Source organism: Seramator thermalis (assembly GCF_004138125.1).
Classification (GTDB): domain Bacteria; phylum Bacteroidota; class Bacteroidia; order Bacteroidales; family Dysgonomonadaceae; genus Seramator; species Seramator thermalis.
Window position 1 is genome coordinate 211,792 of sequence record NZ_RXHS01000001.1, and the last position, 17,452, is coordinate 229,243.

Consider the following 17,452-nt stretch of genomic DNA (forward strand, 5'->3'; position numbering starts at 1 on the left):
AAACTAAAAGAGAAAAATGGAAATTCGAATTTTTGATACTCAGCCACAGCTCAATCAGGCATTCACCGACTGGTTGAAAGAAATTGCGTGCAACAAAGATTGCGTCAATATAGCTCTTTCGGGGGGCTCAACGCCCAAATCGCTTTTCGATGAGTGGTCGATGAATCATCGGGACGATATCGATTGGGATCGGATAAGATTTTTTTGGGGCGACGAACGTTGCGTACCGCCTGACGACGAACAAAGCAATTACAGGATGACGCGCGAACACCTGTTCGACAAACTGTCGATACCCGAAAATCATATTTTTCGCATTCACGGCGAAGATGATCCCGACGCCGAAGCTCAGCGCTACGCCGAAGTATTGCGCAACGAGTTACCGATTGTGGCCGGAGTACCTGTCTTCGATGTAGTGATGCTCGGCATTGGGGATGACGGACACACGGCCTCTATTTTCCCTGATCAACTTTCGCTCTGGAATAACGATCAACTGTGTGTGGTGGGTACGCATCCGCAATCCGGACAAAAAAGAGTCAGCCTGACTGGGAAAGTTATCAATCATGCCCGATATGTTGCTTTGCTGGTAACCGGCGAAAATAAGGCGGAGAAAGTTGTCGAGATTATCGAAAATCCTCAGGAGGCGGCAAAAAAATATCCGGCAGCACAAGTGCAACCGGAATCCGGTAATTTGGTGTGGTTTTTAGATCGCACTGCGGCACAAAAACTAACCAAACAGTAGCCCTCACATCCTCTATTTTGCAGTTTTCACCCGATAGTGGCAATTGGTTCTTCCGTTTGCCATATTGGTGAGTTTGCCTTTGATCAATCTTTTGCGAATGGGGGCAATTTTATCGACGAAAAGGATTCCGTCCAAGTGATCGTATTCGTGTTGAATGGCACGAGCCATGAATCCCGAAAATTCATCTTCGTGTGGTTGCAGATTTTCGTCGAGATAAGCAATTCGGATATTTCCTTCGCGTGGCACTTTTTCGTGAATGCCGGGAATGCTCAAACAACCCTCTTCCACAAGTTCCAATTCCCCCCAACGTTCGGTGATGCGGGCATTGATAAACACTTTTTTAAAGCCCTTAAATTCGGGATTTTCATCGCTGAGCGGATCGAGATCGACAACAAAAATGCGATCTTCTATCCCAACCTGCGGCGCAGCCAACCCCACTCCATCGGCATGATACATGGTTTCGAACATATTGTCGATCAATTCCTTCAAATTGGGATAATTGGCCGGATCGATATCTTTTGCAACTTTTCGTAAAATGGGATGTCCGTAAATATAAATCGGGAATATCATCTTTAATTATTTCATTTATAATTCATTCTTTTGCTTTCCATATATCCCTGAAGAATAATGGTAGCACTGATTTCGTCCACAAGCGCTTTGTTTTGACGATCTTTCTTTTTCAAACCTCCATCGATCATCGACTGATGAGCCATCTTCGAGGTAAAGCGTTCATCAAAATATTCGATTTGCAGATTGGGATACAGCTTATGCAAACGATTGACGAATGGCTCAATCCGGCGAATATTTTCCGAAAGTTCGTTGTTCATCTGTTTGGGCAACCCTACCACAATTGTCGAAACCTCTTCCTTTTGCAGATAATCGTGCAGGAAATCCAACAAACGGGACGTTTCGACAGTAGTAAGGCCGTTGGCAATAATTTGGAGGGGATCGCTTACGGCGATGCCGGTGCGTTTTTTCCCGTAATCGATGGCAAGAAGTCTTCCCATAAGAGGTTATCCTATATCGAATGTGCGGCGGCGTAATTCAAAATCGCGTCCCAAATATTTTTCGCGTACAATCGGATTTTCGGCGAGCTCTTCAGCCGTACCCTGGAAGAGTACTTTACCCTCGAATAACAGGTATGCCCGATCGGTAATACTTAGTGTTTCGTCCACATTGTGGTCGGTAATCAAGATGCCGATATTGCGATATTTGAGTTGTGCCACGATGGACTGAATATCCTGAACGGCAATAGGATCGATGCCGGCAAAAGGCTCGTCGAGCATGATAAATTTGGGATCGATAGCCAGACATCGGGCTATTTCGGCACGACGACGTTCTCCTCCCGAAAGTCGATCTCCCTGATTTTTGCGAACTTTTTGCAACCCAAACTCCGAAATCAAACTTTCGAGTTTTTGCTTCTGTTCGTTAGGCGTTTTGTCGGTAAATTCGAGCACTGCACGTATATTATCCTCAACCGACATTTTTCGAAAAATAGATGCCTCCTGCGCCAGATAACCGATTCCATTCTGCGCGCGTTTATAGACCGGATATTTGGTAATGTTTTGGTTGCCGATATAAATTTCGCCTTCGTTAGGAACGATCAATCCTACGGTCATGTAAAAAGTGGTAGTTTTGCCGGCACCGTTTGGTCCCAACAATCCCACAATCTCGCCCTGACGCACATTGATCGAAACATGATTTACCACCGTCCGCTTCCCGTACTTCTTCACCAGATTTTCAGTGCGCAGCATCAGCCCATCTCCTTCTTCCCCTTCAAACATTTCTGTTGCAGGCTCGGGAGCATCGGACGACAGCATTATTTCTTCGAGATTTTCATCCATCCTTTTCGCAAAATTTTTGCAAAGGTACAAAAAAGAAAGGAGTTCTGTTTGTCCGAAAATCGAAATAGAACTTAATGAATAAGAGGAAAGAAGAAAAATTTAACCTATCCGAAAAACACATTCAGAAATTTGAATCGAATTTTTTATGCAATAATCCTAATTTCGGCAGCTTCCATTTCGCCATTTACAGGTGGTGTCATCTTGGCAAGCCGAATTTCGACGGTTTCAATTTCCGGAAAATGGTTTTTTATTTGCTCCACGATTCGATAGGCCACATGCTCAATCAATGCCGAAGAAATTGCCATTTCGTGCTTCACGATGTCATATACAGCCGCATAATTCACCGTATCTTCCAACGAATCGGAAAGACAGGCCTTTGAAACATCTACCTGGAGCTTCAGATTGACCCGAAATTCGTTCCCCGTCTTTTTTTCTTGGGGAAACACGCCATGATAGGCATGAAATCGCATGTTTTTAAGTTCGATGTACGTTTTCATTCGCGAAAAATAATGGTTTGCCCCCAAATATAGACAAAATATTGCGAATAATTTCTTCGGTCGAAATTAGTGTTTCACAAATGAACAAAAGCATCGAAACATTCGTTTGATTGCATAAGTAAGGAAAGATATGAAAACTAAAAACATACAGTTCATTCTCGATCCGCCGAAAACACATTGGGTGGGCAATGGCTTTAAAGTCCACAATTTCATTCCGGGTATGCCTGAATTGAGTATGCAAGCAATGGATCCATTCGTCCTGCTCGATTACAATGCGCCCATGCACGTTTCTCCATCCGATACTCCAAAAGGAGTTGGACCTCATCCGCATCGCGGATTCGAAACGGTAACGATAGCCTACAAGGGCCGCGTGGAACATCACGACAGCAACGGCGGAGGCGGCATTATTGGCGAAGGCGATGTGCAATGGATGACTGCCGCAGGCGGAATACTGCACAAGGAATTTCACGAAAAGGAGTGGAGCAAACAAGGCGGCACATTTCAGATGGTGCAGTTGTGGACAAATCTTCCTGCAAAAGACAAAATGGGTCAGCCCAACTATCAGGCTATTCCGCGTTCGACGATGGGACGTTTTGAATTGCCCGATCAGGGCGGATATATCGAAATAATTGCAGGAGAATACAATGGCGTGAAAGGTCCGGCGACTGTACATTCGCCTATTTACCTGATGAACGCCCGACTCAACGAAAGCGGAAAAGCCGAATTCACGTTCCCCACCGGTTATCACACTGCAATGATTGTAATAGAAGGCCGGGTAAAAGTAAACGGTGAAGCTGCATCAGCCGATCAATTCGTAAAGTTCGAGGACGGAGGCGAATCTTTTACGCTGGAAGCTCCCGAAAATGCCGTTGCACTGATTATGAGTGGCCAACCGCTTCACGAACCTATCGCAGCCTACGGACCATTCGTCATGAATACCCGCCGGGAAATCGTTCAGGCTTTCGATGATTTTAATCAGGGAAAGTTCGGTTACCTCGAAGAATGAAGGCTAATGTTATTCGATTGTTATTCCGGATAGCTGACGCAAGAAAAGTTCACGCAAATCATCGCAGATTTTCCTCGCAGATGTTCGCAGATAATTTGAAATACACCAGTGAGATTGAGAGAATATCGATATTTCAACTTCACAAACTTTCAAACTTTATAAACTTTCATCGGACAAAGTATCGCCGAAAGTGCGTATATTTGTTTATTCAAAATCACAAAAAAAATCGACTATATGAAAACGAATCAAATTCCCGAAAGACTTTCCGCCTTGCGAAAGTATATGGAAGACCACAATTTGGACGTGTTTATCGTTCCAAGTACCGACCCTCATTTGAGCGAATATCCTCCCAAAGCATGGGAATCGCGTAAATGGATCACCGGCTTTACCGGATCGGCCGGCACTGCTGCAATCTCGAAAAATCAGGCAGGATTGTGGACCGATTCACGTTACTTTCTGCAAGCTGCCGATCAACTGAGCGGAACGGGATTTGATCTGTATAAAATGGGGGTAGCCGACACTCCCGACCTCATCGAATGGGTGATCGATCAAGCCGGCAACAACGGCACAGTAGGCATCGACGGGATGGTGTATGCCTCATCGGAAGCCAACATCCTTAAAGAAAAGCTTTCGGCAAAAGGAATAAAGCTCGAAACCGGACTGAATCCTTTCGACACAATCTGGACAGACAGACCTGCGATTCCCAAAAATCCCATTTTCACCCTCCCAGAGGATATTTCGGGCGAAACAACCCGACACAAAATTGCCCGCATCATTGCCGAACTCGACAAATGCGATGCCGACGGCATTATAATTGCTGCACTTGACGCTGTGGCATGGACATTTAATATTCGGGGCAACGACGTCGATTTCAATCCTGTAGGGGTAGCTTATGGCTATGTTTCGAAAAACGAATCCATTCTGTTTATCGATCCCGACAAACTTACCGAAAAGGTATCGAACGAACTGAAAGCCGAAGGGGTGAAACTCGCAGGATATAACGATATTTACGCATACGTTAAGGGACTCCCGGCTTCTACCAAACTTTGCATCACCGGCAGCAAAATAAATTATGCTCTCCGCCAGGCCATTCCTTCGAACTGCAAGGTGATTGACGTTCCCATTTCGCCCATCGACAAGATGAAGAGCATGAAAAATCCCATCGAACTGCAAGGTTTTCGCAATGCCATGATCAGAGACGGCGTTGCGCTGGTACGCTTCTATCGATGGATGGAAAAAGCCCTTGCCGACGGCGAACTCGACGAACTGACGATTGCCGAAAAATTGCGCGAATATCGCTCGAAACAGGACAAATATGTGGGCGAAAGTTTCAGCACGATTGCCGGATATGCCGGACACGGCGCTATCGTGCACTACAGTGCAACCGAAGCCACCAACGTGAAAGTGGAGCCCAAAGGACTTCTCCTCATCGATTCGGGTGCTCAGTTTATGGACGGCACGACCGACATCACTCGCACTTGGGCTGTGGGAGAAACTACCGAACAAATGCGCATCGATTATACCAATGTATTGAAAGGTCATATCGCTCTGGCAACTGCTATTTTCCCGCAAGGTACACGCGGTTCGCAGCTCGATATCTTGGCTCGCAAACCTATTTGGGACACTTGCAAAACCTATTGGCATGGGACGGGGCACGGCATCGGACATTTCCTCAATGTGCACGAAGGCCCGCAAAATATCCGCCTCGAAGAGAATCCAACTCCACTCGAAATAGGAATGGTTACTTCGAATGAGCCCGGCGTTTATCTTGCCAACGAATACGGAATCCGTACCGAAAACCTGATCGTAACGCAAGAATATAAAAAAACCGAAGATTTCGGAACATTCTATCATTTCGAAACCATTACGCTATGCCCCATCGACACGACTCCCGTCGAAAAAGATTTGCTGACCGAAGACGAAGTGAATTGGCTCAACCATTATCATGCTATGGTGTACGAAAAACTCGCTCCTCATCTCGATGAGGAAGAAAAAACGTGGTTGAAAAACAAAACAAAAGCAATATAAAATACGAACTCGACATAAAAGGTTGCTCATTGCGCGCAACCTTTTACATAATGCAACAAACAAGAAAAAAAACTCATGGCTCTCATAAAATCGGTTCGGGGATTCACCCCCGAAATTGGAGAAAATACCTATTTGGCCGACAATGCAACGGTGATAGGTGATGTTGTTATCGGCAAAGATTGCAGCATCTGGTTTAACGCTGTGCTACGAGGCGACGTCAATTCCATCCGCATCGGCGATCGCGTAAACATACAGGACGGAACGGTCATTCACACACTCTATCAAAAATCGGTATCCATCATCGGAGACGATGTTTCCATCGGACACAACGTGGTGATTCACGGCGCAGAAATCAAGAACGGGGCGCTGATCGGCATGGGAGCTATTGTGCTCGATCATGCGGTGGTGGGCGAAGGCGCCATCATTGCTGCCGGCGCAGTAGTGCTCAGTGGCACACAGGTGGAACCGGGCAGCATTTATGCCGGAGTTCCCGCAAAATTTGTCAAGAAAGTCGATCCGGAACAAGCTAAGGAAATGAACCAAAAAATTGCTGCAAATTACTTGATGTACTCCGGATGGTTTAAGGAAGAAGATAATCGGTAAACTATTCTTTCCACTTCATCATTCGGGCAGGATTATGATTTTTAATCGGGAGTAATTGAATAAATTACTTCTGCGCACGATTTTTATGTAACACCAATTTCCGCACGCCTTCACCCTGCTGACCCCGGAATTGCTACATTTTTATCGTATTTTTGTCAGTTTTCTAAAAAAACAGTCGGCATGATAACATTGATGATCGCAATTTTCGTTATAGGCTATATAATGATAGCCTTCGAACGCCCGCTACGCATAAACAAGGCGAGTACAGCTCTCTTCATTGGAACTATTCTCTGGATTATTTATCTGTATATTGCTCCCGAAGTTATTCCGCAAGTTTCGGCCGATCAATTTGCTCACTTCATTCACACTCATCCCGAAATACAATCGCAACCCTATGGGGAACAGGTACGAGATTTCGTGATCAACAATCAGATTATAGAGATGTTGGGCGATATCTCCGAAACATTGTTGTTTCTGATGGCCGCAATGACCATCGTAGAACTGATTGACGTTCACGGAGGGTTTATGTATATAACGGATTTGATAACCACACGCAATAAAAGGCTGCTACTGTGGTTGATCGGGATTATCACTTTTTTCATGTCGAGCATCCTCGACAACTTGACGACCACCATTGTGATGATCATGCTTGTCAAACGTCTTGTACCCGATCGTCTGGATCGATTGATTTACGGAAGCATCATTGTGATTGCGGCAAACAGTGGAGGAGCATGGTCGCCTATCGGAGACGTTACGACCATCATGTTGTGGGTAGAAGGCGCCATAACAACCAAAGTTATTCCTCAATTGTTTTTCCCGAGCTTGATTTCGATGATGCTGCCAATATGTATCGCACAATTTATGCTGAAAGGAAAAATAAAATCTGCGACTTCAATGAGTGTCAACGACGAAAATTCTGTCCTATTAAGACATCTGAACACCTCCGATCGTGTGGGTATTTTAATTTTTGGTGTTTTGATATTAATCACAGCCCCAATCTTTAAAGCCATTACACATCTCCCTCCATTTGTATGGTTGTTACTCGGAGTAAGTATGATGTGGATATACACAGAAGTGATCTACAATCACAAAAAAAATATAGAAGAAAACATAAAACAAAGACTGGATAAGGTTATCGGAAAGCTCGATTTTACCACCCTTTTGTTCTTTTTGGGCATTCTGATGGCGGTAGATGCTTTGCAAAGTGCAGGGATATTAAACGGCATCTCGCAGATCATGTCCGAAAAAATGCCAAATGTCTATTCTCAAGCAATCAGCATCGGATTATTATCCGCCATCATCGACAATGTTCCTCTCGTTGCCGCTGCCATCGGGATGTATCCGACAATTGACCCTGCACTTGTGCAAAACTTTTCCGATCCGGGCTTTATGCAAAATTTTGTCGTAGATGGTGTTTTCTGGCATTTTCTGGCCTATTGTGCAGGGGTTGGAGGAAGCATATTGATCATCGGCTCGGCGGCCGGAGTGGTCTTTATGGGGCTCGAAAGAGTTTCCTTCGGATGGTATTTCAAACGAATTTCATTTTTGGCGTTGTTGGGCTATCTGGGTGGTGCAGCTATTTATATTTTGCAAAATAATTTTTTCTGACTTTATAATTGCCGAATTACGAGATAATATCTTCTAAAAATCATCATAGAAAGAGCAACACGGAAAGAAAACAATCGAAAATCAAAAAATGGCTTGGTCAAAGAAACAACTCTCGACACTACTTGTGGTTGTCGTTACTTCGTTCATGGGAACTTTTTTGGTTTCCTCTATCAACATCTCTCTTCCCGCAATCGAAAAAAGTTTTGGATTAGATGCAGTTGCTTTGAGTTGGGTCGTCACGGCTTTCATTCTCGCGAGCGCCATGATTCTGCTGCCCGCAGGCAAATGGGGCGACGTATCGGGGAATGCCCGATTGTTTAAAATTGGACTCATCATTTTTACGATTGCTTCCATTTTTTGCGCCATAGCGCCGAATGCAACATGGCTCATCATTGCACGTTTTGTTCAGGGTGTAGGTTCCGCTTTCTCCAACACTACAGGACAAGCTATCCTGGTATCGACTTTTCCGCTAAAACAACGGGGACAGGTTATCGGATTCAACGTGGCTTCCGTTTACACCGGATTGGCCGTGGGCCCGCTAATTGGGGGATTTCTCACACAACATATTGGTTGGCACTCGATATTTTGGGTCGCAAGTTTATTGGGAATTTTGGCAACCATGATCGCATTTATGTTTTTGGAAAAAGATCATTTACTGCGAAAGGAATCGCCGAAAATCGATTACCGGGGAACTGTTTTGTTCATGATCGGACTTCCGGCACTTACTTACGGCTCATCACTCATTCCCTCTGGTGCGGGATGGCTGCTGTTAGTGACGGGAAGTATTCTGCTCATACTGTTCTGGGTATTGGAAAGTCGGGCAGCAAATCCAATGTTCGACACAAAACTGTTTACGCACAATAGGCTCTTTGCATTCTCCAATATCGCCTCGCTCATCAATTACACGGCCACTTTTGCCATCGTTTTCTTTTTGAGCCTCTATCTGCAAAAAATAAAAGGGCTTGCCCCACAGGATGCCGGCATGATCATCATCGCCCAACCGCTGATGATGGCTATCTTTTCGCCCTTGGTAGGCAGCTGGTCCGATAAAATTCAACCCAGATATTTTGCCACTTTGGGAATGGCCATGTGCACAATAGGCTTGGCCGCATTTGCTTTTCTGGATGAAAAGACGCCTCTATGGGTTATCGTCGTCATTCTGCTTTGGGTAGGATTGGGATTCGGTCTGTTTTCGTCGCCCAACACGAATACGATCATGAGCTCGGTTAAAAAGACACAATACGGTCAGGCATCAGGCACTGCAGCCTCCATGCGAATGATCGGGCAGATTTTCAGTATGACTATCGCCACGCTGTTTTTCGCAATTCTTTTTGATGGAGAAACCGTTAGCGAGGTGAGTGTTCCAACATTTCTGTCGGCCGTGCGTCGGGGATTTGCCACATTTGCCCTTATCGGATTTGTGGGAATTTATTTCTCTTCCGCACGCGGCAATCTGAATAGAGATTAAGGGCAAACGAGGAGTCTATTACGACATTTATGGTACATCAATCAATCGGTTGAAAATCTTCACGTAACCTTCTGTCATAATTTTCCACGAGAAATGCCGGCGGGTAAATTCCTTTCCTTGTTCCGAGAAGGTTTGCAGTGCAACTTCATCGCTTAACAATTCGTGAATCTTATCAATCCAGGCACTTGCGTCACCGGCAGGAAGGAGAGAACCATTTTTGCCATCCACAACGGCATCTGTAATGCCGTCGATGGCCGACGCCAATACATACGTTTCCCGCATACTTGCCTCGAGAGCCACCAAGCCGAATCCTTCCACATCACCGGGAATAGAGATATTCGGCATGACAAAAAGATTGGCTAACGATAATAGTTGCATGAGATCTTCGCCGGATACTTTACCCAAATGGTAGGCGTTTTTCTGTTTGCTCAGTTGTTCGATAACCTCGAGACGGTCGGTGGAGAACCCCAACAATAAATGCAGTTTGTACCCAATCTTGCCGGGTATCATCCTTAAAAGTCTTTCGAACACGGTTTGTTCTTTTTTTAACGGACCAATCATCAGAAACAGAATATCTTCATCGAGATGTGGCATTACGTTTTTTAGAAACCAGGAAAAGCCCTTTCGTTTTACGGGACGACCGGTAGAAACAATTACCCGTTTGTTGGAAACATCGATTCCATAATCGTTTTGCAATTTATCGACGATGGTCCGATCGAATGGAATATCTGCCGAATGGTGATCGACGCCATTGTTGACGGTGAAAGTGGTTGTTGCATCGAATCCTCGTCGGAGGCATTCCTGACGCGTAAACTCGCTCACGCAGATAGCTCCACGATATTTGCGAAGTCGGGGGACGAATTGTTTCTGAAAGAGCGTTAACGGATAGGTGATGTCGAGTCCGTGATAGGTAACTATGACCGGTATGGCGGTAAATCTTTGCAACCAAAGCGATGCAACACCCATTGACCCATCGTTGAGATGAATGAGCCGAATGTTCGAATTCTTTCTCAAAATATTTCGTACACGACGAGGCAACCTCAAAAACCATAATACTTTGTTTTCGTCGCCGGTATAAGCAAGAATATGCACGCTATAGAATTCGGACAATCCACGGATTAACTCATAACTTTGAGTTTCCATTCCTCCAACAAACGGCGGATATTTGTGCGTGATACACAGTATCTCTTTCTGCATTTATGCTGTTTTGTAGGATTTTTTGGTGATGATGATTAGGAAAACACCTGCAATCGCCAACCAGAACAATTGTCTTGAACGCCGCACCAGCGATACGATCAACCATATTTCGTTGCTGTTGATCCCGATTACATCGAGCAATACTTTATTGCCATACTCCTCCACCCCGAGTTGACCGGGAACGATCATCCCCATCGATTTAAAAAGAATAACTCCCATTTCTACCGAAACAGCATCGATGAACGACACTTCTATGCCCAACGTTTTCAAAACAATAAAAAATTCGAGAGCTCCCAACATCCAGTGCAAAGCAATCAAAACGAAAGCAAGCGAAAATTTCAATTTGTTTGTCCTGAAATAATGGGCAGCGATGGCATTGGTTTCGTAACACGATTCCACAATTTTGGGAGTAAGGAATGTCCATTTGGTTTTATCTCGAATCTTTTCCACGGTTTTACCGAAATACAGCTTTTCGTTAAGAAAATACTTGGCCAACAAAAAACACAACGCCCCCATAATGATAATCATCACGAACAAAATAAATTCGTCTTTGTCTCCGAACCTGCCAAAAGTCAGGTAGATGATCGAAACCGTCATCAATAAAACAGAAGAGAACAGGTTAATCATCCGCATCAACAAAATCGAAGTCACACCGTTTTCGGTGGACAATCCCGATTTTGACAGCAATGAAATTTTGAACGTATCGCCGGCAATGACACTTGTCGGATTAAACGTCCCGAGCATTTCGCCCACGTGCCGAATTCTGAATGCTTCGGCAAGCCTAATTTTGTGACCATCGGCCCCCATACACAGCTTCCATCCGACGGTGGAAAACAGATAGGCCAAAAAAGAAGATCCGATGACTGAGGCAAACATGCCCGGCATTTCATCCAGGTATCTGCTTAACATTCGAAAATCGATGTTCGATACAAACCGTCCGACGAGTATCAAAACGGAGACGAACAAAACGGAGACAATCAGTCTCCGGTATTTGGTAAAAAATGTCATTCCGTGCAATGATACTGATTATCCGCTTCCATTCTTATACTGCAAAATTAGCCGGATAAACTTCATTCGACAGAACGACATCTTGATTGCTATAGGAAGGAATTTGTTTCCTTGCAAGAGTTTCGAGATCGGCAAAATATTCATTCACCAAAGCATCCCAGCTCAGTGTCGAGGCAAATTTTACACCGTTCGACTGCATGGACTCTCTCACGAAAGTATTGTTTAGCAATACTTTTATTTTTTGTACATACGAAGCCGCATCATAAGGATCGCACAAAAAACCGGTTTCGCCATCGCGTACCAAGTTTCGAGAACCTCCGCCACGTGCAATCACAGGAACACATCCGCATGCCATTGCTTCTACAACCACATTGCCAAATGTTTCGGATACCGACGGAAAAACAAATACATCGGAAGTTGCATATACCTTCGACAATGTCTCTTGATCCAACTGTCCGAGAAACACTGCGCTTTTCATTTTCTTTCGTGCTTCCGTTTCGGCAACCCCGGTGCCGGCTATAACAAAATTAACATCCAGATGTTGAGCTTCTGTTTCATCATAAATTCGAAACAACGTTTCGAGATTTTTTTCCCAGACCAATCGCGAAGCAAACAAAATAGACGGTTTATCGTTTCCTGTCAGGTTTTGCATAAACAATACGTCTTTTTTCGAAGGATTAAACAGCTCTCCATCAATTCCTCTTTGCCACAGCTTCAGGTTGTTGTCCACAATGCCACACTCGGTGAGCTCATCCATCATTTGTAAAGTGGGAACATACACCATTTTACACAAATTATAGAAATTTCGATAAATTCGTTTCACCAACCCTTCGAGAGGTGATATCAACAGTGGCAAACGACTAAGATAGTGTTTGACATAAGCAAGAAAATGCGTATGATAAATCGATAGCACAGGAATGCGATTACGGTTGGCATAATTCAATGCAAAAAATCCTAATGGTGAAGGCGTTGCAATATGAATAACATCGGGGTCGAAATCCGAAAGAGCTTTTGTAATTTCTCGTTGCTTCAAAGCCGGAAACGAAGCTTTGTAATTCGAATTAAAAGGCATCGTAACAGACGGTATTTCCAAAACCGCATAATCCAGTTTCTCCTTTGGTGGAATCCCTGTGCAAAACATAAACTCGAACCTGTTTTCAGGTACATTATCGATCAAATGATACATTGTTTTGATGGCCCCGTCATAGTTGCGAGTGAGAATGTCGGCAAAAAAAGCCACCTTTATTTTTCGTTCATAACTCATGCCAAGAAACTTTTCGTTGTAGGAATACTGCGCAAAGAAACCCAACTTTAATTACGAATTGCTTACGATTTTATGAAGAATTTGTTAACAATTTTTTCGGCATTGGAAGCCGCAGTAAAACGAAATAATTTGATTACTTTTGGGAGATTGAATCAGCATCCGTATGAATGACAAAAAAGAGCTTATCCGACAGTATTATCGAAAAGTCACTGCTTCAAATAAGGAATTGACCAAAAAAGAAGCTTTTAAGGATTTACTGAACAGATTATATGTATCGGATAAGGACATCGAAAATATCATCGACAAGATTACGCTTGGTGCTGAAACAACGGTACTTAACATTCCCAGAAAAGATAAATTGCACCGTGGAAGCGCCGACACGCTTTTCAACAATATCATCATCGAATTTGAAAACGATTTGAAAGTTTCCTATTCTCATGCAAAAGAACAGTTGGCCGGATATTTGTTGGGGCAGTTCAAATCGGGAAGCGGCTATAATTTCACCCTGATTGCATCAGATTTTATCCATTGGAAAGTTCTTGCACCCGATATCGGCTGTCTGGATAAACTGGATTATTTACAGGAAGATGAATTGATGCTGAATGAAATTGAGGGTGTTTCATTTGTACTGAACGAGTCGAATGCTGAGGATTTTTACTATTGGATCGACAGATTTTTATTTAAGGAAGAAAAGCAAAAAGCGACGCTAAAAAGTATCGAAGAAGCCTTTGGTTATCAAAGTCCCGTGTTTATCGAATCTTTCAGAGAATTAAATAGTTGGTTTAACGAGGCAAAGAAATACGGTGTCGTACAGGTATCCTATGAGCAATGGCACAGGTTCTTAAGCATTGCTTACGGTTCTTTTGATGCGCAGGAAAATGTATTCTTAATTCATACCTATTTGAGCATTTTTTCGAAGATGCTTGCTTATGCCGTAGTATCCAACGACGATTATATCGACGATGGCGAGATGCGGAAGATATTGGACGGCAGTATTTTTCACAGTTTTAATATTGCCAATTTTGTCGATAACGATTTCTTCCACTGGGTAAATGGGGACCGCGATTATCCTAAACTGAAAAAAGTATTTCGCCTGATTGCCCAAGAAATTTCGACCTTCGATTTTACCGATGTTACCGAGGATATTCTGAAAGGCGTTTATCAGGAACTTATCGATATTGATACGCGTCATTCTCTGGGAGAATATTATACGCCAGACTGGCTTTGCGAACGGATTGTAAACGAATTCGAATTTAAAAAGAGCGATAAGATATTGGACCCTGCTTGCGGAAGTGGTTCTTTTCTGCGTGCATTTGTTCACAGGATCAGAGAACTGAATCCGGACAACACTCCGGAAGATATTAACAATCAGATTTACGGCATTGATATCCACCCGCTTTCGGTGCAGATTGCCAAAACCACTCTGCTGCTGGCATTAGGTAAAGATATTGCAAAGTCGAGAAAGCCCGTTCACTTGAATGTGATACTGGCAAACACGTTACTTGCTCCTGAAGGTTTGAAAAATTTGTTCGGCAGCGAGTTTGTCATGCAAATCGATCGAGATAAGTATGTCATCAATACCCAAGTTCTCGAAAATGTAGAGGTATTCGATTCCGTCCTCGATATTTGTGAAGAATTGTCGGAACAGACGATGAACAAAAAATCGATTGAATTTTCGGTTTTTGAACCTATTCTTCATCAGCAAACTAAAGGAGGATTAACCCCTCAATCGGTGGAAAGTTTCTATCAGATTTATACCGGATTCAAAAAAGTGAAGGAAAAGGGTCGTGACAGCATCTGGAAATTCATCCTGTCTAATCTGTACAAACCGTATTTCTTGGCAGAAAAGTTTGATTATGTCATAGGCAATCCACCGTGGTTTACCTACAGCTCGATCAAAAATGAGGATTATCAAAATATTCTTGACGAACTGGCCGTCAGATACGATGTAAAACCCAAGAAAGCAGCTAATTATCCGCATTTGGAAATTGCGGCTATTTTCCAAGCGTATTGCAGCGGCTATTTTTTGAAAGCATCCGGAAAACAGGCTTTTGTCCTGCCCAGATCATTTCTTAGCGCCGATCACCACGAAAATTCGAGAAACGGTACAGCCAAGGGGTTTCGTTTGACCCATATCTGGGATTTAAGCGAGGTATCTCCGTTATTCAGGGTGCCTTGTTGCGTATTGTTTTCCGAGAAGGCACAAGATAAAAGAATAATAAAGACTTCAGGATTGCAGGGGGTGAGATTTTCGGGGAAACTGCCCACCCATAATTGCAATTTCGAAACTGCCAAAAATCGGTTACTCGAAACCCCTGTAGCTTGGTATTACATCAAACAAGGCCAATCTTCGGCATTTTCAAATAGAAAAAACGGTTCGCAGAAGAACGACGTCAATCCTTATAAAAATCTCTTTAAGCAGGGTGCTACTATCGTGCCTCGTGCTTTTTATTTTGTTGTCCTCAATCAGGAAATGCCCGATGATTTCGTGGACAGGATTATCAACATAAAAACTGCCGAGTCTGTTAAAGCGGACGCCAAAGCTCCTTGGAAATTCGATTTCTCGGGAAGAATAGAAAGCCGGTTTTTATTTAGAACGGCAATTTCGAAATCCATGCTTCCCTTTCATATCTACAGACCCGATTTTGTGGTTCTGCCCATCATTATTGCAGAGGATGAAAATAATCGTAAAGCAATCCGATTGCACAACTCTGACAGTTTAATGAATCTTGGTTATCTGCACGCTTCCCGTTGGTTTCGCAATGCCGAAAGAATATGGGATATTTCTAAAACAGAAAAAAATAAGGCAATGAGTGCAGTCGATTATTTAAATTGGTTAAATAAATTGACAAGTCAGAATTTAAATGCCGAATATGTGGTTTTATACAACTCTTCGGCTAAAGATGCGAATGCCGCGATTGTGAAACGCACCGACATCGACTTGGAATTTATCGCCGAAAGTAAATCTTATGTTTATTATACCCTTGATGAAAATGAAGCCTATTATCTTTCCGCTATTTTAAATTCCTCTATTCCAAATTTTTTGATGAAGGACTTTCAGACAAAAGGATTGTTTGGGGCAAGAGATGTTCACAAGAAAATTTTGGACATCTATTTTCCGAAATTTGATGCAGATGATGAAGTGCATGCAAGGTTAGCAGAATATGGGAGAGTCTGTCACGAAAAGGTGGCAAAATATATGGAAACAAATCCGCCAACAAAAGAATTAACACCACACACTTTGGGGAAACTCAGGTTAGACATCAAAGCATTTTTATCCGAAGAATTGAGTCAGATCGACAAGCTGGTAAAAAAGGTAATGAAACAATGAAGTCGAGGCGAATGCAATGCCTGTTGAATAAGCACTGCATAAGAAAATCGCCATAATTTTTGGATAGGATTGTTTTAAAAAAACAGCATGAATCATTACGGACTTGCAAACTAAATAGAGACAAAAAGTTAAGCGACATTTTTAATCGACTCTTTTTTAGTATTATACTGATTTCAAAATTCATCAATGGTTAAGTTCACCAATGCCGAGAATCTCCTTTTATGATTATATCGGGATTCAATATATCCGAATACACACAAGCGCATCTGCTCTCTTGCTTTGAGTTTGGTTCCATAAACCAATTCAGATTTGAAAGTTTTGAAAAAGTTTTCAGCCACGGCATGATCCCGGCAATTGCCTTTTGCGCTCATACTTTGCTCCGGGTTCAAGGATATCAACAGATTTGGAGCAACCTTATAATCGTCCATTCTTTCGAGTTGTACTCCTTGATAAACAGAAAAATCAACGATCTCTCATGGAGATGATGCTCAAAGCTTTTTTTAATACGTCACGTTCCGTTTCGGCATCACCCGGGCGTTTTTCCGGCTCAACTATCCTTTTGGCTTCTTCACCTAGTGACCGGACTCCATTTCCGCGTAAACCGGAGTCACCTTTCTGTTGGAACTCTTTCCGCCAACGATAGAACAGAAAGAGGGTTATGCCCAATTCCCGTGCAAGCTCGGAAACATTCTTGCGCTATAAGCCAAGCGTGACCGCATTCTCTTTGAATGCTTTGTCATGTCATAATGGGTTCTTTGTTTTTTCATATTACACAAAAATAGGCGTCTATGCTTAACCCTGTGTCCCGGTAATGTTAGTAATTCCATTCCATTTTTTCCTTTCTTAAAAACTATTTATT

At 43.2% G+C, this 17,452-nt stretch carries 15 protein-coding genes and 1 pseudogene; 7 read left to right on the forward strand and 9 right to left on the reverse strand.

Features of this window, described 5'->3' with window-relative positions; all coding sequences use genetic code 11:
* The first annotated feature begins 16 nt into the window (after positions 1–16).
* Positions 17–739 (forward strand): 6-phosphogluconolactonase, encoded by a 723-nt coding sequence (pgl, locus tag EJN84_RS00950; RefSeq protein ID WP_129593672.1) that lies wholly within the window; start codon positions 17–19, stop codon positions 737–739.
* A 12-nt stretch (positions 740–751) separates the two neighbouring features.
* On the opposite strand, the gene def is transcribed toward pgl, so the two are convergent.
* The 4 genes from def to folB all read right to left on the reverse strand — a co-directional run bounded on the left by def (position 752) and on the right by folB (position 3,080).
* Positions 752–1,309, reverse strand: a complete 558-nt coding sequence (gene def, locus EJN84_RS00955) for a peptide deformylase (protein WP_129593673.1) — start codon at positions 1,307–1,309, stop codon at positions 752–754.
* 11 nt (positions 1,310–1,320) lie between these two features.
* Positions 1,321–1,746, reverse strand: coding sequence for a Holliday junction resolvase RuvX (gene ruvX, locus EJN84_RS00960; protein ID WP_129593674.1), 426 nt, complete (start codon positions 1,744–1,746; stop codon positions 1,321–1,323).
* Between the two features lie 6 nt (positions 1,747–1,752).
* A complete protein-coding gene (gene lptB, locus EJN84_RS00965; RefSeq protein ID WP_129593871.1) occupies positions 1,753–2,523 on the reverse strand; it encodes an LPS export ABC transporter ATP-binding protein in 771 nt (256 codons plus the stop codon).
* Positions 2,524–2,726: 203 nt separating this feature from the next.
* A complete protein-coding gene (folB, locus tag EJN84_RS00970) occupies positions 2,727–3,080 on the reverse strand; it encodes a dihydroneopterin aldolase (RefSeq protein WP_129593675.1) in 354 nt (117 codons plus the stop codon).
* 130 nt (positions 3,081–3,210) lie between these two features.
* On the opposite strand from folB, the gene EJN84_RS00975 reads away from it, so the two are divergent.
* The 5 genes from EJN84_RS00975 (at position 3,211) to EJN84_RS00995 (ending at position 9,793) form a co-directional block, all read left to right on the forward strand.
* Complete coding sequence (locus EJN84_RS00975; RefSeq protein WP_129593676.1) at positions 3,211–4,086, forward strand: pirin family protein; 876 nt, start codon at positions 3,211–3,213, stop codon at positions 4,084–4,086.
* 234 nt (positions 4,087–4,320) lie between these two features.
* Positions 4,321–6,114, forward strand: coding sequence for an aminopeptidase P family protein (locus EJN84_RS00980; RefSeq protein WP_129593677.1), 1,794 nt, complete (start codon positions 4,321–4,323; stop codon positions 6,112–6,114).
* Between the two features lie 75 nt (positions 6,115–6,189).
* Positions 6,190–6,717, forward strand: a complete 528-nt coding sequence (locus tag EJN84_RS00985) for a gamma carbonic anhydrase family protein (protein ID WP_129593678.1) — start codon at positions 6,190–6,192, stop codon at positions 6,715–6,717.
* A 180-nt stretch (positions 6,718–6,897) separates the two neighbouring features.
* Positions 6,898–8,325, forward strand: a complete 1,428-nt coding sequence (gene nhaD / locus EJN84_RS00990) for a sodium:proton antiporter NhaD (RefSeq protein ID WP_129593679.1) — start codon at positions 6,898–6,900, stop codon at positions 8,323–8,325.
* An 88-nt stretch (positions 8,326–8,413) separates the two neighbouring features.
* Positions 8,414–9,793 carry an MFS transporter gene (locus EJN84_RS00995; RefSeq protein WP_129593680.1) on the forward strand — a complete coding sequence of 460 codons (1,380 nt, stop codon included), beginning with the start codon at positions 8,414–8,416 and terminating at the stop codon, positions 9,791–9,793.
* Between the two features lie 27 nt (positions 9,794–9,820).
* Here the strand turns inward: EJN84_RS00995 and EJN84_RS01000 are convergent, their stop codons facing one another.
* Genes EJN84_RS01000 through EJN84_RS01010 form a run of 3 tightly spaced genes read right to left on the reverse strand, consistent with a single transcriptional unit; the run spans position 9,821 to position 13,262 of the window.
* A complete protein-coding gene (locus tag EJN84_RS01000; RefSeq protein WP_129593681.1) occupies positions 9,821–10,990 on the reverse strand; it encodes a glycosyltransferase family 4 protein in 1,170 nt (389 codons plus the stop codon).
* Positions 10,991–11,998 (reverse strand): lysylphosphatidylglycerol synthase transmembrane domain-containing protein, encoded by a 1,008-nt coding sequence (locus tag EJN84_RS01005; RefSeq protein ID WP_129593682.1) that lies wholly within the window; start codon positions 11,996–11,998, stop codon positions 10,991–10,993.
* Between the two features lie 34 nt (positions 11,999–12,032).
* Positions 12,033–13,262, reverse strand: a complete 1,230-nt coding sequence (locus EJN84_RS01010; RefSeq protein ID WP_238943884.1) for a glycosyltransferase family 4 protein — start codon at positions 13,260–13,262, stop codon at positions 12,033–12,035.
* A 163-nt stretch (positions 13,263–13,425) separates the two neighbouring features.
* Between EJN84_RS01010 and EJN84_RS01015 the strand changes: the two genes are divergently transcribed.
* Positions 13,426–16,593, forward strand: coding sequence for an N-6 DNA methylase (locus EJN84_RS01015; RefSeq protein ID WP_129593683.1), 3,168 nt, complete (start codon positions 13,426–13,428; stop codon positions 16,591–16,593).
* A gap of 173 nt (positions 16,594–16,766) precedes the next feature.
* Here EJN84_RS01015 and EJN84_RS01020 read toward each other — a convergent pair whose 3' ends face one another.
* Both EJN84_RS01020 and EJN84_RS12510 read right to left on the reverse strand, forming a co-directional pair.
* Positions 16,767–17,021: an IS3 family transposase gene (locus EJN84_RS01020; protein WP_129593684.1), complete on the reverse strand. Its 255-nt coding sequence runs from the start codon at positions 17,019–17,021 to the stop codon at positions 16,767–16,769.
* Between the two features lie 34 nt (positions 17,022–17,055).
* Positions 17,056–17,274, reverse strand: a pseudogene (locus EJN84_RS12510) (hypothetical protein); the annotation flags it as partial.
* Positions 17,275–17,452 lie beyond the last annotated feature (178 nt).